Annotated in this window: 18 protein-coding genes; 3 read left to right on the forward strand and 15 right to left on the reverse strand. The window is 34.9% G+C overall.

Going from position 1 to position 24,900, the window contains the following annotated elements:
- Positions 1 to 1,093 precede the first annotated feature (1,093 nt).
- The gene (locus EG814_RS08695; RefSeq protein WP_125720952.1) at positions 1,094 to 2,008 is read left to right on the forward strand and encodes a hypothetical protein; all 915 of its coding nucleotides are present in this window, start codon (positions 1,094 to 1,096) and stop codon (positions 2,006 to 2,008) included.
- A gap of 701 nt (positions 2,009 to 2,709) precedes the next feature.
- Here EG814_RS08695 and EG814_RS08700 read toward each other — a convergent pair.
- The 6 genes from EG814_RS08700 to EG814_RS08725 all read right to left on the reverse strand — a co-directional run bounded on the left by EG814_RS08700 (position 2,710) and on the right by EG814_RS08725 (position 12,430).
- Entirely contained in the window at positions 2,710 to 4,728 is a 2,019-nt protein-coding gene (locus tag EG814_RS08700) for a glycoside hydrolase family 97 protein (protein ID WP_125720954.1), read from the reverse strand.
- A 28-nt stretch (positions 4,729 to 4,756) separates the two neighbouring features.
- Positions 4,757 to 5,998: a glycoside hydrolase family 71/99-like protein gene (locus EG814_RS08705; RefSeq protein WP_125720956.1), complete on the reverse strand. Its 1,242-nt coding sequence runs from the start codon at positions 5,996 to 5,998 to the stop codon at positions 4,757 to 4,759.
- A 232-nt stretch (positions 5,999 to 6,230) separates the two neighbouring features.
- Entirely contained in the window at positions 6,231 to 7,745 is a 1,515-nt protein-coding gene (locus tag EG814_RS08710; protein WP_125720958.1) for a RagB/SusD family nutrient uptake outer membrane protein, read from the reverse strand.
- Positions 7,746 to 7,773: 28 nt separating this feature from the next.
- Complete coding sequence (locus EG814_RS08715; RefSeq protein ID WP_235830935.1) at positions 7,774 to 10,791, reverse strand: SusC/RagA family TonB-linked outer membrane protein; 3,018 nt, start codon at positions 10,789 to 10,791, stop codon at positions 7,774 to 7,776.
- A 26-nt stretch (positions 10,792 to 10,817) separates the two neighbouring features.
- Positions 10,818 to 11,900 (reverse strand): hypothetical protein, encoded by a 1,083-nt coding sequence (locus tag EG814_RS08720; RefSeq protein ID WP_125720960.1) that lies wholly within the window; start codon positions 11,898 to 11,900, stop codon positions 10,818 to 10,820.
- An 8-nt stretch (positions 11,901 to 11,908) separates the two neighbouring features.
- Positions 11,909 to 12,430 (reverse strand): DUF5004 domain-containing protein, encoded by a 522-nt coding sequence (locus tag EG814_RS08725; protein WP_125720962.1) that lies wholly within the window; start codon positions 12,428 to 12,430, stop codon positions 11,909 to 11,911.
- Positions 12,431 to 12,912: 482 nt separating this feature from the next.
- On the opposite strand from EG814_RS08725, the gene EG814_RS08730 reads away from it, so the two are divergent.
- The gene (locus EG814_RS08730; protein ID WP_125720964.1) at positions 12,913 to 14,511 is read left to right on the forward strand and encodes a DUF6377 domain-containing protein; all 1,599 of its coding nucleotides are present in this window, start codon (positions 12,913 to 12,915) and stop codon (positions 14,509 to 14,511) included.
- 317 nt (positions 14,512 to 14,828) lie between these two features.
- Here EG814_RS08730 and EG814_RS08735 read toward each other — a convergent pair whose 3' ends face one another.
- From EG814_RS08735 to EG814_RS08770, 9 genes are all read right to left on the reverse strand, one after another.
- Positions 14,829 to 16,052 (reverse strand): sterol desaturase family protein, encoded by a 1,224-nt coding sequence (locus EG814_RS08735; RefSeq protein ID WP_125720966.1) that lies wholly within the window; start codon positions 16,050 to 16,052, stop codon positions 14,829 to 14,831.
- 550 nt (positions 16,053 to 16,602) lie between these two features.
- Positions 16,603 to 17,889, reverse strand: coding sequence for a Glu/Leu/Phe/Val family dehydrogenase (locus EG814_RS08740; RefSeq protein WP_206430295.1), 1,287 nt, complete (start codon positions 17,887 to 17,889; stop codon positions 16,603 to 16,605).
- A 458-nt stretch (positions 17,890 to 18,347) separates the two neighbouring features.
- Positions 18,348 to 19,202: an EamA/RhaT family transporter gene (locus EG814_RS08745; protein ID WP_125720968.1), complete on the reverse strand. Its 855-nt coding sequence runs from the start codon at positions 19,200 to 19,202 to the stop codon at positions 18,348 to 18,350.
- A gap of 498 nt (positions 19,203 to 19,700) precedes the next feature.
- The gene (locus tag EG814_RS08750; protein ID WP_125720970.1) at positions 19,701 to 21,164 is read right to left on the reverse strand and encodes an AAA family ATPase; all 1,464 of its coding nucleotides are present in this window, start codon (positions 21,162 to 21,164) and stop codon (positions 19,701 to 19,703) included.
- 204 nt (positions 21,165 to 21,368) lie between these two features.
- Positions 21,369 to 22,487, reverse strand: a complete 1,119-nt coding sequence (locus EG814_RS08755) for a vWA domain-containing protein (protein WP_125720972.1) — start codon at positions 22,485 to 22,487, stop codon at positions 21,369 to 21,371.
- A gap of 106 nt (positions 22,488 to 22,593) precedes the next feature.
- Entirely contained in the window at positions 22,594 to 22,974 is a 381-nt protein-coding gene (locus EG814_RS08760) for a YchJ family protein (protein WP_125720974.1), read from the reverse strand.
- Entirely contained in the window at positions 22,964 to 23,197 is a 234-nt protein-coding gene (locus tag EG814_RS08765; protein WP_125720976.1) for a hypothetical protein, read from the reverse strand. The genes EG814_RS08760 and EG814_RS08765 overlap by 11 nt, the downstream gene beginning before the upstream one ends.
- Positions 23,198 to 23,360: 163 nt before the next feature.
- Complete coding sequence (locus EG814_RS20985; RefSeq protein WP_164515294.1) at positions 23,361 to 23,510, reverse strand: hypothetical protein; 150 nt, start codon at positions 23,508 to 23,510, stop codon at positions 23,361 to 23,363.
- Positions 23,510 to 24,064: a hypothetical protein gene (locus EG814_RS08770; RefSeq protein ID WP_125720977.1), complete on the reverse strand. Its 555-nt coding sequence runs from the start codon at positions 24,062 to 24,064 to the stop codon at positions 23,510 to 23,512. Before EG814_RS08770 ends, EG814_RS20985 begins: the two co-directional genes overlap by 1 nt.
- A gap of 85 nt (positions 24,065 to 24,149) precedes the next feature.
- Here EG814_RS08770 and EG814_RS08775 point away from each other — a divergent pair, with 85 nt between their 5' ends.
- Entirely contained in the window at positions 24,150 to 24,395 is a 246-nt protein-coding gene (locus EG814_RS08775; RefSeq protein WP_125720979.1) for a hypothetical protein, read from the forward strand.
- Positions 24,396 to 24,900 lie beyond the last annotated feature (505 nt).

Genomic DNA, 24,900 nt, shown 5'->3' on the forward strand with positions numbered 1-24,900 from the left:
ACGGATTAATAGAAATTATGAACGTAGAAAATCGAAAATAAGGCAAGCAGGAAAATATAAATCTGTAACTAATTACAAAAGAGTTATTTAGTTCTTAACTTAATGACATTGACTCCCATCCCTCACGCAGTCCCGTTTTCAAATGATATTTGGTACTAAAATGACATTTTGGTTTCCATTCTATGCAGTCAATATTATCTGCCTATCTTTCGTTAGATGTACTGCGGTGCATCTCTACAGAACATACCTCCTTAAATTGAAACCCAAACCATACGCCTCTGTAACTTTGTACCTTTGCCCCTCATAAATTATCTGCCAATCTTTCATTAGATGCACTGCGGTGCATCTCTACAGAACATACCTCCTTAAATTGAAACCCAAACCATACGCCTCTGTAACTTTGTACCTTCCCCTCTGCCCTCATAAATTATCTGCCAATCTTTCGTTAGATGCACTGCAGTGCATCTCTACAGAACATACACCCTTAAATTAAAACCCAAACGTTTTACCTCTGTAACTTTGTCCCTTTGCCCCTCATAAATCATCTGCCTATCTTTCGTTAGATGCACTGCGGTGCATCTCTACAGAACATAAATTCTTAAATTGAAACCCAAACCATACGCCTCTGTAACTTTGTCCCTTTGCCCCTCATAAATTATCTGCCTATCTTTCGTTAGATGCACTGCGGTGCATCTCTACAGAACATAAATCCTTAAATTGAAACCCAAACCATACGCCTCTGTAACTTTGTCCCTTTGCCCCTCTGCCCCTCATAAATTATCTGCCAATCTTTCGTTAGATGCACTGCAGTGCATCTCTACAGAACATACCTCCTTAAATTGAAACCCAAACCATACGCCTCTGTAACTTTGTACCTTTGCCCCTCTGCCCTCATAAATTATCTGCCAATCTTTCGTTAGATGCACTGTACCTCTGTAACTTTGTCCCTTTGCACCTTTGCCTCTCTAAAAAAACATATTTCACTGGCAATCAAACAATTTAATAGAATAATTCCTTTTAAAAACAAATATTGAATCATTATTTTCATTAACTTTAATGTTAATATTTTCCTAATCACATAAAACTAAAGCTGATGAAAAAACTATTTCCTTTTTTAGTAATGATACTCTTTTGGATTCCGTTACATGCCCAAGTTGTTGCAGAAAACAATTTGAGCGAAAGTTTGAACACATCAAAGATTGAGAATGCAGAATTTCAGGACAATTACGCAGACGATCTTCCTTGGCATGCTAGAAGATTTAAATTTTCAGCAGGTGCTTTTTTCCCTATAAATAACACGCAAGTAGAAGTGGGAAGCAACGATGGCAGTTTTGGAAATTTGATTGATTTTGAAAAAGATTTGGGTTTTAATAGAAGCACATCGTCATTTACAGGATCATTTGAATGGAGAATTTCGCGAAGATCCAGACTTGGGGCAGAATACTTCTATCTAGACAGAAGTTCTACAAAAAGACTAGAAAGAGAAATCGAATTTGGAGACAATACTTATCCCGTAGATGCTACAGTTGGTGCATTTATGGAAAATCATATTGCCAGAATTACCTATGGGTATGCTTTTATATCGAAACCTAAATATGAAATAGGAGCTCTTATTGGTGCTCACGTAATGTTTGGAGATGTAGGTTTGCGATTGGAGGGCGCTACTGCAAGTGCAGAATATCGAGATAATTTTAGTTTTACTGCTCCATTGCCCGATTTAGGAATTTGGGGAGAGTTTGTATTAGGCAAAAAGGTCGGACTTTATGCCAACTTTAATTATTTCGCCGTCAAAATAGATGATATTGATGGACGATTGTTGAGTTACAATTTATCTATTCTCTACAATGTTTACAAAAACTTCAGTCTAACCGCTGGCTATACAGGCCTGAATGTGAGAGTTGATGTTGAAAAATCAAGACTTAACGGTTTCTTTAAATGGGGTTACAATGGCCCTTCTATAACCGCTACTTATAGCTTTGGAAATCATGTGAAGCTTTATAAACATTAATCTAAGGTACTAAGGTTCTGAGATACTAAGGTTCTAAGGTTTTTAGAGTTATTTTAAAAATAAAAAGTTCGCAAAGCTTTGTTTTGATAAAGCTTTGTGAACTTTTCGTAAAAAAAATGCCGCGAAGACACTAAGTCGCAAAGTTTTTTTAGCCACAAATTTCACGAATTTTCGCGAATTAACATTGTGCTTTTAGTCTTGTTTTTTTATTCCTGAACGAAGTTACACAAGAAGCTCCACAACGATAATAAAATTCGTGTAATTGGTGAAATTCGTGGCTAAAAAAATCAACACAAAACATATCAATAAAGCTTTGTGAACTTTTCGTAAAAAAAATGCCGCGAAGACACTAAGTCGCAAAGTTTTTTTTAGCCACAAATTTCACGAATTTTCGCGAATTTTTATTCCTGAGCGAGGTCACACAAGAAGCTCCACAACGATAATAAAATTCGTGTAATTGGTGAAATTCGTGGCTAAAAAACTCAACACAAACATATCAATAAAGCTTTGCGATCTTAATTTTGAGAACCTGCTTCGGCTTTAATAAAAACATCTTTACGCACTTTGCGGTAAAAAACTTAACGGTAAAAAAACAAACCCGATAACTCTCCAGCTATCGGGTTTATTACCAAACTTAAACTTACTTAACTTAACTCAAAATAAAACTTTATAAACTTAGAACCTCAGCACCTTAAAAAAAACTATTTTTCTATTGGAGAAAATTTTATTGCTGTTCCTCCTCCAGCAGCCAATTTGATATTTAAAACAGTTTTGCTGTTCACTTTTTGTTTAGAGATTGTAACGGGATACGGATTTGTTTTATAATTTGCTCCTTCTCCATCTGCATAAATTTCGGCTTCGTATTCTTTGTCTTTATCCAAAAATGAAAGCGCCACTTTCAGCTCTCTTGCATTTCTATTGGTAATTGAACCTAAATACCAGTTTTTCTCATCCCAATCTTTACGAACAATTGTGGTGTATTCTCCAATTTTAGAATCCAAAACTTTGGTATCTGACCAAGTGCATGGCACGTCTTTTACAAATTGAAACTCTGGTTTTCCTTCATAATTTTCAGGTAAATCTGAAGCCATTTGCAACGGACTGAAAATAATCACATACAAGGCCAATTGATTGGCTAAAGTCGTCTGTACTTTTGCGCCAGAAGGTGTTTTGTAATCAAAATTGAAATTTCCTGGCGTGTAGTCAAACGGTCCAGAAAGCATTCTTGTAAAAGGCAAAGTTGTTAAATGCTCTGGCGTATTTCCTCCATCTACAGACCATGCATTATATTCTTGTCCTCTTCCTCCTTCTTGCGACATAAAGTTTGGATATGTACGCTGTAAACCAGTTCCTTTCATTGGTTCATGGTTATCAATCATGATATGATATTTTGCTGCTGTTTCCATTACTTTTCTGTAATGACGCGCTCCGTACTGGCTGTCATGCCATTCTTTTTTATCCAAATACTTGTTTACGTAACCCGTTTTAACCGAATTCACACCCATTTTCTGATACAGTTTAAAAGCATCTTCCAATTGGTTTTCATAGTTTTTGGTTGCTCCTGCTGTTTCGTGATGTCCGATTAAACGAACATTTTTCATGGCCGCATATTTAGTAATTTCTTCCAAATTAAAATCTGGATAGGCTTTTGTAAAACTAAATGCAGAACCGTCAGCTGTCCAATCGCCATCCCAACCTTCATTCCAGCCTTCTACCAGAACACCGTCAAAATTGTTTTTCGCAGCAAAATCAATATATTCTTTGGTGTTTTTGGTTGTAGCACCATGTTTTGGTCCTTGTCCCCAAGTGTATTTTTCTAAATGCATTCCCCACCAGATTCCGATATATTTTGAAGGCGTTATCCAAGATAAATCTTCAATTTTTGAGGGTTCGTTTAAGTTCAGCATAATGGTTGAAGTTGCTACCGCTCCAGGAGTTGCACCGACTAAAATAGTTCTCCAAGGCGTTTTAAAAGGCGTTTCGGCATATACTTTTACGCCATCTGCCCACGGAACAAGATCGCTTTTGTATTGTTTATCAGTAGTTTTTAATAACGTCATTGAGGCAAAATCAGTTAAATTGGCTTCGTGAATCGCTACATACAATTTATCTTTAGTTTCAAAAGTTGCCGGTGTATTAATAGTATCCGTTTTACTCATTAATGTTTTGCGGTATTCGCTTTCGTAATAACTATTTTCGCGATGCACCGGAATCCACCAAACCTCATTATTGTCTTTAAAAGTAAATTGTGTCACTTCATTAGAAATTTTGACTTTTCCTAAATGTGGCTGTTTTGGAAATTCATAACGAAATCCGACGCCATCGTCAAAAACTCTAAAAATAATATCGACCAAACGCTCCTCGCCTTTTGCTTCTTTTAAGTGAACAATCAGTTCGTTATGATGATCTCTTACTTTTTTGAATTCGCCCCAAGGCTGTTCCCAAGTTTCATCTGCCGATTTTTCTTCAGTAGAAACCACTTCAAAACCATCGGTCATTTTGGCTAATCCTTGAAACTCAAATCCCATAAGAGAAGGTTCAATAACCGATTTTCCGTTAGAAGAAAAACTATATTGAGGCTGTCCAGATGGAGTTAATTCAAAAATTAATTCAGAGATTTTTTCTGGAGAACTGATTTTATACGTTTTTTTAGTACTGCAGGCTAGCATCACCACCGATACAAGCGCTATTAGGCAATAGCTGTATTTTCTGTTTTTCATTATTTAAATTGTATTAATTACAGCTCTATTATATTTCGCTCATTACTTGTTTTGCTTTTGCAGGCTGCATTGAAACAAAATAATTAAATGCCTGATTGAGTTTTTTCTGAGCGTCTGCATTTCCTTTTTTCGCCACACGTAAATCATACAGCTTACTGATTTCAGGAAATATATTTTCTGTACTTTTTACTCCAGCAAAAGTTTTGATTTTTTCGATAAAAGAATATCCAAATTCAACTGTTGGTTCAATCATAGTTCCTTCTCCGAAATCATTCCACGTAATTAGCTGCAGGTAATTTACATTCGCATTTTTTGCTAAAGCAAGCGTTTCATCCAATGTCGCTCCATTGTTGTGTTCAATTGTCCAACCAATCGCAGCACCGCCTCCGCCTTGAGCGTAAAAATCTTTAAAACCAGGATAAGCGCTTCCCATTGCAACACCCAATTTAGGTTTGGTATTGGTATAAAAATTGGTTAAAAAACTATTGTCTTTATACACCCATGCATATTCGCCAGCAGCATTTGCTCCTGCTTTTACAGAATGATCCCAAAGTGTTAGAAAAGTTGGTTTTACCGTCAGCGTATTAAAGACATTGGTCCATTCAGCGGGAGTTTGCAAAACGATTGGCCCAAAATTCATTAAAAGTGGTTTGCCATTAATCTTAATATAATTAGCATCAGAAAAATAATTCTTTTCTACAAAAGCCAAATCTGTTTTGGCAGCGCCGGTTACCGAAATTGCTTTTCCAGCATTGACAACATTAGTCAAAAATCGGTCTTCGTAAACAATAGCATATTCTAAACCTACTTTGTCCAGCATTTCTATAAGTTCATCTGTATTTTCTTTGATCATTCTATAATCATTGACATCGTAAGTGCCGTACCAATCGATCAGAATTCCATCAATTCCTGAATATTTCATCATCAGCAAATGATTTTCGATCACATTTTTATCGCCTGAGTGATAAGGACCAATCAGCGGATAATAATACGATGCAATTTCTCTTCGGCCGCTTGCATTTACATTGTTCGGATTTTTGTTTGCCATTGTCCAGTGATATCCCCATTTTTTATCGGCACTGCTTTCGTTGGTTTCAAACCACGGCATATAGTGCATATAAATTTTGGTGCTGTTGGTTTTCTCAATCGCAACAGGTGCTGTAACTTCTGGTTCTACTGGTTGGTATGAGCCTTTGTCATCGCTGCTGCAGCCAGCCGCCATTACAATGCTCATTAAACCAAAAAACAATGATGTAATATATTTTTTCATGTTGATGTATTTTATTTCTCACTAACTAAAAGGATTTTTTTCACGCAGATTTAAAAAAGATTTAAGCAGATTATAAAGATTAATTATTGTCAGATTTAAAATAAATCTGCTATAATCTGCAAAATCTGCGTGAAAAAATCTTTTTAATATATTTATAAAAACATATATAAAATGCTGAAAAACATGTCAGCCTTCCACGACTAACCAACATGGAAGACTGACATTTAAGAATCTAGCTTTGAGGATATCCAGGATTCTGTTTCAAGTTTTTATTTGTTGTCATAACAGTACTCGGAATTGGGAAAATTGCTCTGTATTTTTCCGTTGTGCCTTTTGACCACCATGGCTCGAAGAATGTTCCGAAACGAATGTTGTCTGTTCTTCTTCTTCCTTCGAATGTAAATTCTTTCAACAATTCTTGATTTATAAATGCTAGATCAATAGTTGCCGGCAATTCTTCTCCAGCGCGAGCCGCTACTTGCTGTACAAATGGTCTAGCTAAATCTGGTGAGCCTAAACGAACGTAACATTCTGCCTGCATCATCAAGATTTCTGAATAACGGATTAAAACAAAATCGTGATCGCGTTCCCATTGTTCTCCTGCTTTCATTTCGTATTTTGCCAAACGAACTCCTTCATTCTCTTTTGCATCTTCTAAACTTGTTAAGTTTTCTGTATACGTTAACGGTTCTCCGTTGTCCATCATAATTACACTTCCTGTTGCCAAATTGATCTGATCGCCTTGAAGCATACATTTTTTTCTCTTGTCTGTATCTGCAAAAGCAGAATAAACACCAGGCTGTGCGCACATTCCGTTTGCACTCCAAGGGTAGTTGTTTGGAATTGCAGAAATGGCTAATTTTTGATTGTAATGCGCAGACATTGAGTTCATGTAATTTCCTACTGTTCCTGCTTTTGAATCGTAAGGAATAGCAAAAATAATTTCTGGCGAAGTCTGATTCTCTGTTACAAAATTGGCAAAGAAATCTGGTGTCAAACTGTAACCTGTAACTTTCTGGCACATCTCGATACAATCTTGCCAACGTGCCTGGCCAATAAAGGCTTCTGAATTAAGATACAATCTAGCCAAGATAGAATAAGCTACATTTCTAGTCAATTTAGAATATACCGGATTTGGATTTAAAAACGGAATCGCATCTGTCAATTCTTTTTCAACAAAATCATAAACTTGTTTTCTTGTTGAATTGGTCGGAAGATCTGTATCTTCAAAATTGGTTACGATTGGCACATTTCCAAATAAATCTAAAAGATTGTAGTAATAATACGCTCTAAGCGCTTTTAATTCTGCAAAAATCGGTTCTTTAGCTTTATCAGTCAAAGATGATTTATTGATCTGATAAATGATCGCATTAATCTTAGCAATTCCGGTATAATTGTAACGCCAAGCTGAAAGAATCATTCTATTATCTGCTTTCCAAGTATGTTTTTGTGCGTCTTGATATTGACCGCCATCATACCAGTTGGTTCCTCTTGTCGGTATTGTAGCCTCATCTGAAACTACTTCATTCAAAAAGAAAACATATTCGCAAGTTGGATAATTATTGGAAATTGCATCAGAGAATCCTCTTAACGAAGAATAAGCCCCACCTACCAGCGCATCGATTTCTTTGGTTGTATTTCCGAAATTTCCGTCTTCTACCTGATCATACAGCTGTTCGTCCAAATCTGTACATGATACCGTAAAAAGCATGCTTAAAAGTATTGCTGCTGTTATTTTGATTTTCATTGTTAATATTTTATGGTTATCAATTCGCTTAGTTATTCAGCGTAAAATTTAGTCCAACAGAAATTGTAGTTGGTCGAGGATAATTGTTGTATCTGTCAATTCCAGGAGCGGCCAAACCGGTTGTATCCATTCTTCCAGTTTGATTAATTCCGTCCTGAGCATTTAAACCAATCTCTGGATCTACACCTTTGTAACCTGTAATTACAAATAAGTTTTCTCCCATTACATACATTCTCACTTTAGATTTTTTGTATTTCAATGGTAAAGTATAACCAAAAGTTAAGGTCTGAAGTCTGAAGAAAGAAGCATCTTCGATCCAATAATCAGAATACTTAGGGGCAGAAGTAATACCGCTGCTTAAGAAAGAATCTGGCACATTGAAAGCTGGTAATCTGTTTGGGTCGTTCAACATCATATTTGTAGCATTCAAAGCTTTTTGTCCAAACATTCCGTATCCAGAAACTCCAAGATCAAAATTTCCGTAAGTAAAATTCATTCCAATACCTAAAGTCAAATCTGGCTGAATATTTCCTAAATCTGTCTTGTCTTCATCTACCAACGCACTTTCTGCAACTATTTCTCCCGCTGCATTGTAATACTGTATTTTTCCATCTGCATCTAAACCAGCATTTTTGAATCCCCAGAAAGTTCCAACTGGATATCCTTCAGCAATAATTTGCGAATACTGTCCAGACATACCCGCCAGACCATGAAGAGATCCGCTGTAGATAACATCTGTTTTATATGTTGGATTAGAAAGTTTTTCGATTTTCTGAACATTGTGTCCAAGCGTTAAATTGGCATTCCAATTGAATTTATCTCCCTTAATAATGTCTGCATTCAAAGTCAACTCAACCCCTTTGTTTGACATTTCACCAACGTTTGCCAACATCGTTCCTACTAAATATGGAGGCTGAGGCACTTCGTAAGTATATAATAAATCTTTTGTTGTTTTAGAATAATATTCAAAAGATCCTGTAATTCTGTTGAAAAGTCCAAAATCAAAACCAACGTTAATCTGTTCTGTAGATTCCCATTTCAAATCAGGATTTGGGTTTTGTTTTGGAGAATAAGCCAAACTCCACGTTTTAGTAACTGGATCGTAATAACTGTCACTTCCAACTCCTAAAATAGAAAGCGATTTGTACTCACCAATTCCGTCCTGATTTCCAGTAACTCCGTAACCCACTCTCAGTTTTAAATTATCTAACCAGCCTTTTGAAGATTCCATAAACTCTTCGTTAGAAATTCTCCATGCCGCAGAAGCAGATGGGAAAGTTCCCCATTTATTGTTTTCTCCAAAACGGCTAGATCCGTCACGTCTTACCGTTGCAGTCAATAAATATTTACCGTCGTAACCGTAGTTAGCACGAGCATAAAAAGAAACTAAATTTGATTTTCCTTTGTATGAATACACATCACTTAAACGATAGTTGTAACCAGCTCCTAAATTATTATAACTAAAAGCATCTGTTACAAAACCTCCTCTCTGTGCTCCAAAACCTTCGTAGATATTTTCAAGGTAAGAATAACCAGCCAAAGCGCTAATGTTATGTTTGTCTATAACTTTGCTGTAATTTACATAAAGTTCGCCTTGCGCATTGGTATATTCTGCATAGGTTCTTTGTGCAAAACCGCCTTCAGTTTGCCCTTCCATAACAGCATAAGATGGTTTGTAAGTACCTCCTTTTACAGCATTGTGTTCTAACGAAATATTTGCTGTAGCCGTAAAGTCATTTAAGAATTTTACATCTGTTTTAAAATAACCTAAAAGTCTGTGTCTTTCGTTATCAAAGGTTCTGTTTGTTAAAATCTCAACTGGATTTTCGTAAATATTTCCTGTTACAACACTAAAATTTCCGTTAGAATCGTAAACCGGAATCGTTGGATTTAAGTTGTAAGCTCTTTCAAAAATTCTGTAATCAATTGGGTGCCATTTGTCAATATTTGCAAATAATCCCATATCAAATTTTACTTCTTTATTGTCTCCAAGAAACTGATAAGCGCTTACATTACCGCTTAATCTTTCCAATCCAGATTTTTTTATAACTCCTTGATTGTCTAGGTAAGAAAGAGAAGTTCTAAAACCGCTGTCTGCTTTACCCGAATTGATACTCAAAGTGTGTGACTGAGAAACTGATGTCTGCTCGATTGCTTTCTGCCAGTTGGTATTTGCGCCGTAATCTACCGCATCTGCAATCTGATTCTGGCGAACATAACCTCTCCATTGATTTGCTGAAAGAAGATCTAAATTATCATTTACATAACCAATCCCCGTTTGTCCGTTGTACACAACAGAAACGCCTTTTGTTCCCGATTTTGTTGTAATCATGATTACTCCATTTGCTCCACGAGAACCGTAAATCGCCGTTGCCGAAGCATCTTTAAGAACGTCAACCGATTTAATATCCGAAGGCTGAACCACATTAATATCGACTCCCGCAATACCATCTACCACAATTAGCGGACTGTTGCTTGCTGTTAAAGAAGTTCCTCCACGAAGACGAATTGTAGCCCCTGCAGCTGGATCTCCAGAAGGACGAATAATATTCAATCCTGCTACTTTTCCTTGCAAAACTTGTTCTGTAGAAGAAATAGTTCCTTTTACTAAATCATCTGCTCCAACTGTAGAAACTGCGCCAGTCAAATCTGATTTTTTCACTTTTCCGTAACCTACAGAAACTACTTGCACTTCTGCCAATGTGTATCCGTCATTTTGCAGGCGTACTTCAACATTTGAAGTACTTCCCGTAACTTGAATTTTTTGTGTTGTCGATCCGATAAACGAAACTTCGATTGCACCTCCTACGGCTACCTGAAGACTAAATTTACCATCAAAATCTGTTGTAGTTCCGTTTTTTGTTCCTACTTCAATGATAGAAGCTCCCGGCAATACCGTTCCAGTATTGTCATAAACGGTTCCTGAGATTTGTTTTTTCGTCTGCGCGAAAGTGCTAGCAGAAAGAAAAAGCATAAAAATCATCAATACCGCTCCTTTAGCAGTCCACATTTGATGCAGGACGCTTTTTGTATTTTTACTATTCATTAGAATTGGTTTTAATTTACTAGTGATTATTTATCTAAAGTTTTAAGCGGAATCGTCGTATCCGAAATCGTTTTGTCTTTATTGTCTTTTACCAAAACATGGATTTCACTTAAATTTGAAACTCCGTTTAGTTCTGAAACTAGATTGACAAAACCTTTAATTTCTGCAGTTCCTCCAGTAAACTCACCAGAAATTATTTTTGGTCCAGCTGTTATCGTGTAGATTAATTTGTTTACTCCTACCTCGTTATTTTTTCTCGACATTCCAAGAAAATCCTTTTGACTGATTTGTGACGGAAAGAAAGCAAAACTTGGCGGCGGCGGCGGAATAAACTCTCCTGCGTAAATAATCTGATCGCCAGAATTGGTTGTCCAGTCTTTTGCTACCATTAGGAAAGTAATATTTTCCATAACAAAACCTGGCTCGGTATTGTAATATTCTTGCGGAATCAAATCCATTCTATAAAAACCATTACCAAGATCTTTCAATTTTGTTTTTTCAGAAACTTCTGGAAGCCATGCTTGATATTCTTGCAAAACAGCCCAATTGTTTAACCCACTATGAAAGTGAACACTTGGCACACCAGCAAAACCATCTTTCAAATTAGAATTGAATAAAATACTTACCGGCTTATCAACTAAAGGTTTTTCTGGATACGATCTGATTACCTCATTTGCAGTATAAAACGATGAAAAATCAGTGTATGGCATATTTCCAACATCACTTTGTTTAGAACCATTTTTATTCTTTAAACGAAACCAGAATCCTGCACTTGCAGCAATTTCTTCTGGAGTTTTAGAAAAATAAACTGTCGGAGTCAAAGTAAAACTCCAGATTTTATTTCCTTCGTATTTCAGTTTTGCAAAATCAGAAGAGTTTTCCCAGTTTCCCGCATCTGGTTCAGATGGAGACCAAATCCAGATGTATAAATCTTCTGTCTCCGCAAATGTCGATGCCGACATATCAAAATACCATGTGACTTTTTCATCATACTTGTACACCACAGGAAATGATGACATTGGCCCTACAGCTCCAGCAGCTTCTTGCGCCTGAATAAAATTAGGAGCCATCAACAAGGCAATTAAAATTGTATATATAAACTTTTTCATATTACTTTTTAATTAATAGCATTTAATTTAAACACATAAGAAACAAAATCTACACCGCCAGAAGAATGCGCCAATTGAAGTTGCATTTCTTGAGTTTTTCCTGGAACCGACATCAATCTCAATTCATCTGTTTTTTGCGTTTTCTGTGCATCACTGTACAAATAGATTTTTGTTCCAACGCCATTAGTCTGTTGAAAAGCTGAGCTAAGTGCCCAATACCCTTTTGGTGCAAATAATGGAGGCACATCTCCAGTTACTTCATAACTTGTCGGATTATTATTTTCATCTACATTAAATTTGATTTTAAAATCTTCGTAGTTGAAATAAGTACTCAAGTTTTCTTCGTTTGGTTCGATTTTGTTTGCTTTCGCAACTTCATCAACCATTTTCAGATTTGTTAATCCCCAATTTCCATTTACTTTTTCATAAAGGGTAATCGGATCTACGTAGCTTTCGTCATCTGTGTTATCGCATCCAATAGCAAAAAAACACATCATAAAAGCTAGCCAATAAAGACTTTTACATTTCATAAATTTTTGGTTTTCGTTAGTTTGTTATCCCTTTCAAAAGGATACAGCGAAACTAGACGTTAAATAAATCCTAAAAAAAAAATCTGATAAAAATCAAGATGAAATTCAAACAACTAAAACCATAACTAAATAGTAATCAATTATTTACACTTTTTATCTTTATAGAAAAATCAAGACGCTGTTTAGATGAAAAAGGAGTTTTTTTAAATGGTAAAAATGACAATATGTAAAATATTTGGTATATTTTTTTTACAATGAATATTTATACGTAGTTTTTATTGTATAATTGCAAATAAATTACCTGTTTTTAACATTTACAGCTTATTTTCATTCAGAAAATTACCTTTTAAAGCTATGTTATTGAACAATTTATAAAATTCCATAAAAACAGGTTTAGCTTAATCTCAAACTTATTCTTAATTTTAAAACGAATTAACTAACTATACCAATCAACCAACCTTTTCCCTAAACCAAACAAAATCATGCAAAGAATATTGATGCTGCTTTTCTTCTTAGGAGGTTTTTCTCTTACTGCGAAAGAGACGAATCCTTATCTTGAAGAATTAGATCAGGTACTCTTAAAAAAAGAGGTTTACCTGAAACAGAAATATCGAAAAATTGAAATTTTAAAGAAAAACGTATCGAAGTTTACACTCAACCAAAACAATGAAGAGCTGTACAACTGTTATATGGCCTTGTTTGACGAATACAAATCTTTTAAATACGACTCGGCTTATTACTATTTAGAGCAATCTAAAATCAAGGCTAAAATTTTAAAAGATCCAAAGTTTTTATCTAAAAGTAGAATAAAAGAAGGTTTTGTGCTTCTATCTTCGGGACTTTTTAAAGAAGCAATTGATACGCTCGATGTTATTGATGACACCAAACTGGACATCAAAAACAAATTTGAATATTATAACATAAAAGCACGTGCATACTATGATCTGGCCGATTACAACCGTGATCAGCGTTTTAACATTCATTATGTACAGCAGGGAAATCATTTTTTAAAGAAAGCTTTAGAATTAATCGGAACCAATACGAATGAATATTGGGCCGCAGAAAGTTTAAAACGCCTCAAACAGCAAGATTGGCGCGGTGCCGAGTTTGCCTTCAGCTATTGGATTAACAACTATAATCTGCCTCCCGATTATTACGGAATCGCGACTTCGAGTCTTGGTTATATTTATTCGGAACGAGGTTATACCAAAAAAGCGATTCAATATTTGGCTTTAGCCGCAATTGCTGATGTTAAAAATGCGACAAAAGAAACGGTGGCACTTAGAAATTTAGCCAATGAACTCTTTAAAATGGGCTATTTGGATAAAGCCAACGAATACATCAATATCGCAATGGATGACGCTACTTTTTATAATGCCAGACATCGAAAAATTGAGATTTCGTCGATTCTGCCCATTATAGAAAAAGCACAGCTGAACAATGTAAAAGATAAGAATGATAAACTCGAAAAAATCATTATTCTTTTGACGATTCTTACTGTTATTATTTTTGTTTTTCTTGGTATTATTTTCAAACAATTAAAAGAAAAAAATAAAGCAAGAAAAATCATGGCCAACTCGTACTTGCAATTGCAGGAAATGAATGTGAGTTTGAGCGAAGCCAATGCGATTAAAGAAGAATATATTACGTATTTTATTAAAGCAACTTCGGCTTTCATTAATAAAATTGACCATATTCAGAAGAGTACTTTGCATAAAATCATCACCAAAAAAACAGATGAAGTTATTGCGAGTTTAAAACGTTACAATGTAAAAGAAGAACGCGAAAATCTTTTTCATCAGTTTGACGAAATCTTCTTGAAATTGTTCCCAACATTCGTAACCGATTTCAACAAATTATTCCCAAACGATCATAAATGTATTGTTAAAAAAGGGGAACTTCTAAATACCGAATTGCGAATTTTTGCTCTTTATAGATTAGGAATTCAAGACAGCAGTCAAATGGCAGAATTCCTAGAACTTTCTGTAGCTACCATTTATACGTACAAAACCAGAATTAAAAGCAAATCTGATTTTAAAGATACTTTTGAGCAGAAAATTATGGAGATTAAGACGATTTGATAAAAGGTTCTGAGGTTCTGAGGTCCTGAGGTTCTGAGGTTCTGAGATAGTAAGGTTCTAAGTTTTTTTTAGCCACGACCCGAGCGATAGCGAATAGGCGAAGCAATTCACGAATTTTCTTTTTCCAATCACATCGTATAATCGTTGCGTATAAATTTCACATATCATTTTGAACAAAAATTCGTGTAATTATCAGCCACGAATTCACGAATTAAACTAATTCTATCCGCATAGATTTTAAAATTATTCGTGAATTCGTGGCTAATAACTATACGAATTGATTGGAAAAAGAAAATTCGTGAGTTCGTGGCTATTTCTCATTCCGAAGCCTCTAACTGCAAAACAACATTTTGATAGCGTTTACTCAATGAAAACAGCTGTTCTGCGAAAATCATTACTGCTATAGGCACAAAGAAGAACGCCAATAAATCTTCTTCGTATAAGAAATAAGTCGAAATCAAGGCGAGGCGAGCATATTCCAAATAGTAAATCCATTTGCGCTGTTCTAATAAAGCCCCACAATTGATTAAAGTTAGAATAACCAAAGAAAGTACAAATAGCTTATCATAACTTTCTAAATAATCAAAATAATAGGTGAAAACGGTTAAAATAAACGTGCAGATTCCTAATTGAATGTAAAGGTAATTTTTAAATCGAAGCCTTTGATTTGGAGCAGCTTTATCTTGCAGAAATCGCTTTTCTAGAATCGGACGAATATCCTGATCCATATCGGCAGGGCTACCGAAAACGGCTTTCCATTTGGCTTTAAATCCTTTGGAACGTTTCATTAATTCGTAGATTTCGAAATAATAATGAAAATGCTGCCACAAGAAACTATAGCTTTTCAGCGGATGCGTTAATCCATATTTTGGTTTTTCTTCTTCGGTTTGGAAAGTTCCAAATAGACGATCCCAAAAAGTAAACATATCACCATAATTTTTGTCCAAATATTTTTCATCAGAAGCGTGATGAACGCCATGAACTGAAGGCGTTACAAAAACATATTCCAGCCATTTTATTTTGCCGATAAGCTGAGTATGAGTAAAGAACGAATAAGCGCCATGAACAATCAGCATGGTAATCACCATTGTAGGATGAAAACCAATTAACGGCAAAATACACCAAAATCCAGTTCTAATAATTGCCTGAAATGTTGTAATTCTCGCTGCAGCCGTAAAATTAAATTCTTCGCTATGATGATGCACGATATGCGCCGCCCAGAAAAAATTAACTTCATGTCCTAATCTGTGGTACCAATACCAGACAAAATCGGTCGCTAGAATTAAGGCAAACCATACTAATGCATTACTTGGAATATCAAATAGCCTATAATCATCATAAATTAGATAATACAATTGGTAAAAACTGGCCGCGATAAATAAGTTAATCAAACGCTCGGCAATTCCGATAGAAATATTAGACACAGAGCTTTCATAATTAAAAATTTCAGACCTTTTTTTGCGTTGGGCAAGCTTATATTCCAAAAACAAAAAAAGAAAAAAGGCCGGCATGGCAAATGCTAAAAAATTGATATTTTTCATTTGTATGATACTTTTCGATTCTAAAAATTATTTATGAGCAATTTTATTTAAACACATAGAAACATAGATTTTTTAGTTTTGCGAAAAGACAATTGAAAGAAACTAGTTTCTAGCACATAGATTACTTCTGCTTGTCATCCTGAGGAACGAAGGATCGCACTCGGGAATCTACAAAGGTTGGTAGCATTTTCTTTGCGGAGTTTCTTGTGCGATCCTTCGTTCCTCAGGATGACAAACTTTTGTCTTAAAAAAACTTCGCGACTTCGTGACTTTGTGGCAAAAAAACTCAGCATCTTTGTCAAGTTACTTGCGGAGATCTTTGTTCAGGATGACAAACCTTTCTCAAACTGCTATGTTTATTAAAGCTAGTTAAACGCCTTTTCTACGTTTTCAATCCCGATAGCTATCGGGAATGTTTCTATGTGTTTAATAATTTTACTCATCTTTTAATAAGTCAAACGAAAAAGACATTTCCATCAATTACGTTCTTATAGAGAGTTAAAGAAAAACGTAATCAACGAAAATGATCTTTTACGAAGTAAACCTGATTTTAATTCTGCTTATATTGAGGTGCTTCTAGCGCAACCTCTTTAACCGACTGCGTTTCGGCTACTTTTTTCAAAGCAATAATATAAGCTGCAATACGAGGCGTTACATTGTGTTTTACTGCCACTCTAAAAACAGTATCAAAACCTTTTTCTAAAATATCTTCCAGACGTTTATTAATCTGTTGAATTCTCCAAGATTCTAAAAGCGAATTTTGAAGCCATTCGAAATAAGAAACGGTAACACCGCCCGCATTAGCCAAAATATCAGGAACAACTAATATATTTTTTTCATGTAAAATCTGATCTGCATCTGAAGAAACAGGTCCGTTTGCTGCTTCAATAATAATTCTTGCCTGAATATCTTTCGCATTTTTCTGTGTAATCACATCTTCTTTTGCAGCAGGAATTAATACATCAACATCTAAAAGCAATAAATCTTCGTGTTTTATGGCAACCGAATTCGGATATCCTTTTATAGTTTTATTATTCAGATTATAATATAAAATCAGCTCAGGAATATTAATTCCGTTCGGATTGTAAAATGCTTCAGAAACGTCACTTACAGCCACAATTTTTACTCCTTTTTCGTGTAGAAATAAAGCAGAATGCAGTCCAACATTTCCAAATCCTTGAATTGCCGCTGTAGCTCTCGCAGGTCTTATTTTTAATTTCTGAAGCGCTAGAAGAGTGATAATACTTACTCCTCTGCCCGTTGCTTCTACTCTACCCAAAGATCCTCCAGAATGAAGATGTTTTCCTGTAACTACGGCATGAATTGGTCTTCCGTGCAAAATAGAAAATTCATCCATCAGCCAGCCCATTTCGTCTGGTCCTGTTCCCATATCCGGAGCAGGAACATCTTTTTCTGGTCCGAAAATATCTGCCAAAGCTTTGGTATAACCTCTTGTAATTTTTTCTAATTCAGTTTTAGAATGGTTTCTAGGATCGCAAATAATGCCGCCTTTTGCTCCACCAAATGGAATTCCAGTTACAGCAGATTTCCAGGTCATCCAGGCGGCAAGTGCTTTTACTTCATCAATATTTACAGCAGTATCATAACGAATTCCACCTTTTGAAGGTCCTAAAGCCGTGTTGTGAATTACACGATATCCTTCAAAATTCTGAACATTTCCGTTATCTAATGTAATCGAAAAGTTGACCGTGATTTGTTTTTCTGGACGCTGTAGTTTTTGACGAATAGAATCATCTAAATTTAAAATTTCTGCAGCAATATTAAAGCGATCAATCATCGATTGAAACGGATTGTGTTTTATAATTTCTGAGCTCATATTATATAGTTTTTTTAGGTTTGGGTTATCTTTTTTATGTTTATATATCTTCTTCTCTTTTGAAGATGCTTTTATTTTTATTCTTCAAATCAGATGCAACACGGAATCTTTATCAGGCAGCTGCGCATCAAAATTTTCATATTTCTGTCGGTTCTCATATCTTGATTTTTTAATGATTCAAAAAAAAAGCCTTTCATGGTGCAATGAAAGGCTAAAAAAAAAATAACTAACAAGTACTTTCTCTATTAACGCCATTTCAAAACGTGATTCATCATACAGCACATCGCAAAGCTGCAGGTGAAAGACGTCGTTATATTTTGGCTATAGTTTTTCATTGTTGAAGCAAATCTACAAAAATATATTTATAAATTCTATAGAATTAGTAGAGTTTGTTTTGTGCAAATTTTCATTAATCTATTAAAACAACTGTAAACTAAAGGATTACGCTCTAAAAAAAATTATTGTAATTGCGAAAAAAATATAAAAACAACGGCAATTAGCGCTAAAAATAATCCCAAAATATTGATTTTAGATAGTTTTTCTTTAAAGAAAAATGCACCAATAAGAGTTCCTAGAATAATTACCCCCATATTCATTCCTGCAAAAACCGTTGATGGATTTTCTGCAAATGCTTTATGCGCTTTTAAGTAGAATAATATATTTCCGAAGTTGAAAATCCCAACCAATATCCCGAAAGGAATGCTTTTTAAAACGAAATTTTCTTTTGCTATAAATAACTTATATATAACTATAAGAATAGAAACAGCAAAAGCAATTAGAAAGACAAAAAACAAAGATGTTGTATAAGGAACAACAGTATATAACGCTATTTTCTTGAAAAGAATATCAATAACTCCAAAACCAAGCAGAACTGTTGCGGGATAAATCCATTTGTTTTGTGTATTTTCTGTAGGTTTTCTTAAGATGAATAAAAGCGCTGTGAAACCAACTAATACCCCAATAATTTTATAGGTATTGAATCCTTCATTAAACAAGAGCCAAGCCGCCAAAATCGGAATAAATAATGACAATCTTTGAGCTGCATCTGTTTTTGCAATTCCCATATATTTTATGGAAAGCGCCAAAAACAAAAATAAAATCGGAAGCAAAATTCCAACTGAAGTGTAAATTTCTAACGGCGCATTATGATCTAAAGCATTAAGATCTGGCGTAAAAGTAAAGTAACAAAGCGTAATCGCAGCTATATAATTGAAGGAAATGATTTGTGATGCATTAGCATTATATTTCCTGGAAATCTTGAAAATCACACCAACAATAACACTGCAAAGAATACTTAATACAAGGAATAACATAAATTGATTTTTGGATTGTAAAAGTAAGGTATTAACAGAGAAAATGATTCAACCGGTTTTGAAAAACACACTAGTCCAGGTTACTTTTTATTTAAACATATAGGAACATTCCCGATAACTATCGGGATTGCAAAATTAGAAAAGGCGTTTCACTTGTTTAAAATTCACATAGTTGTTTGGGGATGGTTTGTCATCCTGAGGAACGAAGGATCACACAAGAAGCTCCGAAAAGAAATTTGACCAATCTTTGTCGATTCACGAGTGTGATCCTTCGTTCCTCAGGATGACAAATCTCTCGCTATGTTTCTAAAAAGCAAACCCGACAGTTTTTAAAAACCTGTCGGGTTTAATACCGAAAAAACTATGTGTTACAAACTAGTTTCTTTCAATTATCTTTTTTACAAATCTAAAAATCTATGTTTCTATGTGTTTAAAAAAACAAACCCAACAGACTTTAAAATCCGTTGGGTTTAATGTAATCTTTAAATCGTAAACAGTTTAAAACTTACTGATATAACTTCCGTAAATATCTCTAAACTGATTTCCTTTTGCAAAACGGTCTTTGCTCAGTTTTTTATATTCTACCAATCCCCAAAGAATAAATTCTTTCATGAAATACACATCTTCTTTTGCCAATTGAGGCTGGTATTTTTTCAATAAATCATCTAACGGACTTATTTCATCTAAAATACTTTTGTATTCTTTATCAGAAGCGTCATCTAATAATTCGAAACCGCTTTCTGCGAAAAACCATTCCACTACATCAGAATAAGGCGTTTTCTCGTCTGGTTTTTCTAATTTTTCGATTTTTGGGAAATATTCTGGAAATAAAGTTCGAATGGCAGATCCAATTAGACTTTCAGCCACAACATCAGCTCCCTCCTGCTCTCCTTCATAAACCAATTCTACTTTTCCTGTAATCGCTGGAATTATTCCAACAAAATCAGACAAACGTAAAGTCGTTTTATCGGCGCCTGAAATTAAGGCACGGCGTTCTGCTGTACTAATTAAGTTTTCGAACGCTGTAATGCTCATTCTCGCACTTACACCGCTTTTGTTGTCGATATATTCGCTTTCGCGTGCTTCAAAACTTATTTGTTCTAAAATATCTCTAGCCAAACTCGGAACATACACAATATCAGTTTGGTTCTGATCCAGTTTCGATTCTTGCTCGGTAATGGTTCTGGCAATCTCGATACTTTCTGGATAATGCGTCAAAATCTGCGAACCAATTCTATCTTTCAAAGGCGTTACAATACTTCCTCTATTGGTATAATCTTCTGGATTTGCCGTGAAAACAAATTGCATATCTAAAGGCATTCTCAATTTAAATCCACGAATTTGGATATCGCCTTCCTGCAAAATATTAAACAATGCAACTTGAATTCTTGCCTGTAAATCAGGTAACTCATTAATCACAAAAATACAGCGATTCGCTCGCGGAATCATTCCAAAATGAATTACACGATCGTCTGCATAAGATAATTTTAAATTTGCAGCTTTAATCGGGTCAACATCTCCAATCAAATCTGCAACGGTTACGTCTGGCGTTGCTAGTTTTTCAAAGAAACGTTCATTTCTGTGCAACCATGAAATTGGCGTTTCATCACCTTTCTCAGCAATCAAATCTCTTGCAAAACGAGAAATCGGATTCAACGGATCGTCGTTAATTTCAGAGCCTTCCACAAACGGAATATATTCGTCTAATAATTCGACCATCTTACGAGCCAAACGCGTTTTTGCTTGCCCGCGAAGTCCCAATAAATTGATATTGTGACGAGAAAGAATTGCACGTTCTAATTCTGGAATTACGGTATTTTCAAATCCGTGAACACCTTCAAAAACAGGCTTCCCTGATTTAATTTTTTCACGAAGATTATTACGCAATTCGTCTTTGATTGATTTGGTTTTATATCCAGAGGCTTTTAATTGGCCTAATGTTTTTATGTCTAGTAGATTCATATCTAGGTTTATAATTATATTATTTAAATAGTATTGAATAATTTCTCCCGCAGATTTTGGAGATTTTGCTGATTTATTTTGCTTGTGTTAGACGCACTGCAGTGCGTCTCTACGATTAAGCAATGCGAAAAAACCTTTGCCTCTCTGTTACTTTGTTTCTTTGTCACTTTCCTTAGCGCCTTTATTCCTCAGAACCTTAGGACCTTATTTAACTCTCTTCTTCCTATTTGCTTCGTAATCCTCAAAAATCATTTCACCCAAACCTTTCAATCCGGTGTAAAATGCTTTTCCTTGATTGGCTTCTGTAAACTGATTCACAAAACGCTGTAGATAGGGATCTCGAGCAATCATAAAAGTAGTAATCGGAATATGAAGTTTTCGCGCCTGCTGAGCTTGTGTATAGCATTTATCGACAATATATTCATCGAGTCCATTGCTGTTCATATAATAGGAACCGTCACGCTCGCGAACGCAGCTCGGTTTTCCGTCCGTAATCATGAAAATCTGTTTGTTGGTATTTCGCTTTCTGCGAAGAATGTCCATCGCCAATTGCAAGCCAGCAACTGTATTGGTATGATATGGTCCAACCTGTAAATACGGCAAATCTTTGATCGGAATCGTCCAGGCGTCATTTCCAAAAACTAAAATATCTAACGTATCTTTTGGGTATCTTGTTGTGATTAATTCAGCTAAAGCCATTGCCACTTTTTTGGCAGGCGTGATTCGGTCTTCGCCGTATAAAATCATACTGTGGCTTATGTCGATCATCAAAACTGTACTCATTTGCGCTTTGTATTGCGCTTCTTCGACGACCAAATCATTTTCTGTCAATTTAAAAGCATCAACACCATTATTGATTTGCGCATTTCGGAGACTTTCGGTTAAAGAAATTCTCTCGAGACTGTCTCCAAAATTAAATTCGCGGAATTCTCCAGTATGTTCATCGCCATTTCCAGCATGTTTGGTTTTATGATTGCCACTTCCAGAACGTTTTAAATTTCCGAAAATCTGATCTAAAGCTTGCTGACGAATCGCTCGTTCGGTTTTTGCTGTAATACCAAAACCATTACTGCCATCGCCTTTAACTTCATCTCTAATGTAACCCTTTTTCTTTAGGTCTTCGATAAAATCGTCGATTGTATAATTTTCGTCGGTAAGTTTATATTCGTTGTCCAGTTCCCGAAGCCAGTTGATTGCTTCATCAAAATCGCCCGAAGTATGGGTGATCAACTCTTTAAAAATCGTAAAAAGTTTGTCAAACGGAGACTGAAAAGGAGCTTCGTAAGTCTTAAAATAAAAGCCTTTTTTAAATTCGTTTTTCATAAATCTAAAATTACATCTTTTTGGAATTATGAAAAACGAATCGTTTATTAATTTTTAGTTAAAATATTTAACCAAAATCTCGAGCTAACAGTGTTAGATATAATAATTATTCAAACTTTCCATCAACATAATACCAAGCTCCATTTTCAAATTTAAAAGTAGAAAATTCGTAGTGAACTTGTGGTTTATTATCTGAATCTAAAAAGTAAGCTTTGAATTCGACTGTATTTTCACTGAAACTCAAAATTTCCAATTGTTGCCATTTATTCGAAACTGCCCATCTTAATATTTCAGGTTTCGAATAGTATTTTCTTTCAGAAACATAAGTAGTTTCCATCAGATAATCAGCATTATGAGTTGCATACGCAGAATATCTGGATCGCATTAAAGCTAAAGCTGATGGTGCTTTTTGTTTTCCGCTTAAATATAAATTACAGCAGTCATCAAAAGGCAATCCTGTATCACAGAAACATTTTTTACTCTCCATCAAGTGGTTCTTCTCCGTTAATCTTTACATGAAGCTGATTCAGCAAAACCTGATAACGGGTAATTTCTCTCACTTCTTCGTCTTCTTCAGCAAAATCAATCATTTCATCTAATTTTTCGCTTACTTCTAGTAATTTATTGTTGGCTTCCCTATCGTTTTTTGCAGCAATTAAATCAATGATTTCTTGTACGTCTGCTTTTAATGTTTCAAATTTTGCGTTCATTGTGTTTTATTCTTTTGTTTGCCACGAATTGCACTAATTTTCACTAATTTTTAATTTAGTATTTCTAAAAAATTAATTCGTGTTTTTGCCACAGATTAAAAGGATTCAAAAGATTTTTTTTAATAATCTGTGCTAATCTTTTTAATCTGTGGCGAAAATATTTTTATTTCTCTTCTTCTTTACTTTCGTTGTATTTTTTTACTATTTCTTTAAGCTTTTCTTTTCTTGAAATTTCGGCTTGTTTAGCTTTTGCTTGAGCTTTGTGGAGCTTATCATTATGCTTTTTGATATTTCTTTCGTTATTTCTTCCCATTACACCTCTCTTTTAATTTGTTCTAACGTTTTTTCTGTAAAAATCAATTCGTTGATGATTTCTTTCCGCAATTCATCAATATCTTCATAATCAAAATGTTTTGCCCAATTGGTCAGTTGCTGCAAATTTCGAATTTGTTTTAATCTTTTAGCAGTTTCAAAACTTGTTCTTAAAATTGCTTTTCCATCATATTCTGGATTATTCTTGTGCTCGTAATTGGCAAGATTGTTTTCTAAATCAGCTTTTATATAGTATAACTTTTCTTCGGCATTATCGGGATAAAACTCTTCCCACTTTGCAAAACCTATCTTTGTTTTAGATTCTCCCGAAGCCTCGGGATCGGGGTTACGGGCAATCAAACGCCACTTACTATTCGCTAGTCTTCCCCAATGATTCGAAACGCGGTACATTCCTTCTTCAGTATAATAATAAGTACTTCCTGCTTTGCTTTCAAATTGTTTTTTCAATCCTTGAATTGCATCTGGAAGAACCTCACTAAAAGCACAAAACGTATTTTTAAAGGAATTAGGATGTGGCTTAAAATTTTTCTGCATGTGCAAATATACTCAGATTGTACGGAACTCCCTAAAACAAACATTAAATGCTTACCTTTGCCTTTTAATTTTAAAACAAAAAATCATGTCTAAAGATACAGAGCAAAAAATGCCGCAAAAAGGAGTTTTTACGGGAATTATAGAAAAAGATGAAAACAATAATTATTTCTGTGGCGTATATCTTTTAGACTATAAAATGGTTCAGGCTAAATTTAAAGAGGGCGATTGGATTACGATTAAATCTATAATCGAAAACCCAAGCGATATGAGCTACAAACAATATCCAAAGAAATCTAGAAACTTCGATAAAGCGAATCATAAACCGAAATAATTTTTTGTTTCAGGTTTCATGTTTTTTTAGTTTCAAGTTGCTTGTTGGGGGTGTTTTTTTTACCGCAAAGGTCGCTAAGATTTTATTAAGAACCTAAGCAAAATCTAAATATTAAGTTCGCAAAGCTTTGTGTTGACATGGCTTTGCGAACTTTTCATTTTAATGATTCTCAAATAAAAACTTTGCGCACTCTGCGTAAAAAACTTTACGTAATTTGTGGTAAATTACTCCACATAACATTTAAGACTGGGTCATTTTTTAACGCAAAGGTCGCTAAGATATTTTATTAAGAGCCTAAGTAGAATCTATATATTAAGTTCGCAAAGCTTTGTGTAGACATCGCTTTGCGAACTTTCATTTTTAAATGATTCTCAAAAAAACTTAGCGTACTCTGCGTAAAAACCTTTGCGCGCTTTGCGATAAATTGCTAAACACAAATTTAGATTCGGAGCATTTTTTACCGCAAAGGTCGCTAAGATATTTTATTTTAGGACTGAGCTAGATC

Origin of the sequence: Flavobacterium ustbae (genome assembly GCF_003946915.1) — a bacterium.
GTDB lineage: Bacteria > Bacteroidota > Bacteroidia > Flavobacteriales > Flavobacteriaceae > Flavobacterium > Flavobacterium ustbae.

Excerpts from the sequence above, each read along its gene's own strand:
- EG814_RS08695 (WP_125720952.1), top strand. The coding sequence starts at position 1,094 with ATGAAAAAACTATTTCCTTTTTTAGTAATGATACTCTTTTGGATTCCG.
- EG814_RS08700 (WP_125720954.1), bottom strand. The coding sequence starts at position 4,728 with ATGAAAAACAGAAAATACAGCTATTGCCTAATAGCGCTTGTATCGGTG.
- EG814_RS08705 (WP_125720956.1), bottom strand. The coding sequence starts at position 5,998 with ATGAAAAAATATATTACATCATTGTTTTTTGGTTTAATGAGCATTGTA.
- EG814_RS08710 (WP_125720958.1), bottom strand. The coding sequence starts at position 7,745 with ATGAAAATCAAAATAACAGCAGCAATACTTTTAAGCATGCTTTTTACG.
- EG814_RS08715 (WP_235830935.1), bottom strand. The coding sequence starts at position 10,791 with ATGAATAGTAAAAATACAAAAAGCGTCCTGCATCAAATGTGGACTGCT.
- EG814_RS08720 (WP_125720960.1), bottom strand. The coding sequence starts at position 11,900 with ATGAAAAAGTTTATATATACAATTTTAATTGCCTTGTTGATGGCTCCT.
- EG814_RS08725 (WP_125720962.1), bottom strand. The coding sequence starts at position 12,430 with ATGAAATGTAAAAGTCTTTATTGGCTAGCTTTTATGATGTGTTTTTTT.
- EG814_RS08730 (WP_125720964.1), top strand. The coding sequence starts at position 12,913 with ATGCAAAGAATATTGATGCTGCTTTTCTTCTTAGGAGGTTTTTCTCTT.
- EG814_RS08735 (WP_125720966.1), bottom strand. The coding sequence starts at position 16,052 with ATGAAAAATATCAATTTTTTAGCATTTGCCATGCCGGCCTTTTTTCTT.
- EG814_RS08740 (WP_206430295.1), bottom strand. The coding sequence starts at position 17,889 with ATGAGCTCAGAAATTATAAAACACAATCCGTTTCAATCGATGATTGAT.
- EG814_RS08745 (WP_125720968.1), bottom strand. The coding sequence starts at position 19,202 with ATGTTATTCCTTGTATTAAGTATTCTTTGCAGTGTTATTGTTGGTGTG.
- EG814_RS08750 (WP_125720970.1), bottom strand. The coding sequence starts at position 21,164 with ATGAATCTACTAGACATAAAAACATTAGGCCAATTAAAAGCCTCTGGA.
- EG814_RS08755 (WP_125720972.1), bottom strand. The coding sequence starts at position 22,487 with ATGAAAAACGAATTTAAAAAAGGCTTTTATTTTAAGACTTACGAAGCT.
- EG814_RS08760 (WP_125720974.1), bottom strand. The coding sequence starts at position 22,974 with ATGGAGAGTAAAAAATGTTTCTGTGATACAGGATTGCCTTTTGATGAC.
- EG814_RS08765 (WP_125720976.1), bottom strand. The coding sequence starts at position 23,197 with ATGAACGCAAAATTTGAAACATTAAAAGCAGACGTACAAGAAATCATT.
- EG814_RS20985 (WP_164515294.1), bottom strand. The coding sequence starts at position 23,510 with ATGGGAAGAAATAACGAAAGAAATATCAAAAAGCATAATGATAAGCTC.
- EG814_RS08770 (WP_125720977.1), bottom strand. The coding sequence starts at position 24,064 with ATGCAGAAAAATTTTAAGCCACATCCTAATTCCTTTAAAAATACGTTT.
- EG814_RS08775 (WP_125720979.1), top strand. The coding sequence starts at position 24,150 with ATGTCTAAAGATACAGAGCAAAAAATGCCGCAAAAAGGAGTTTTTACG.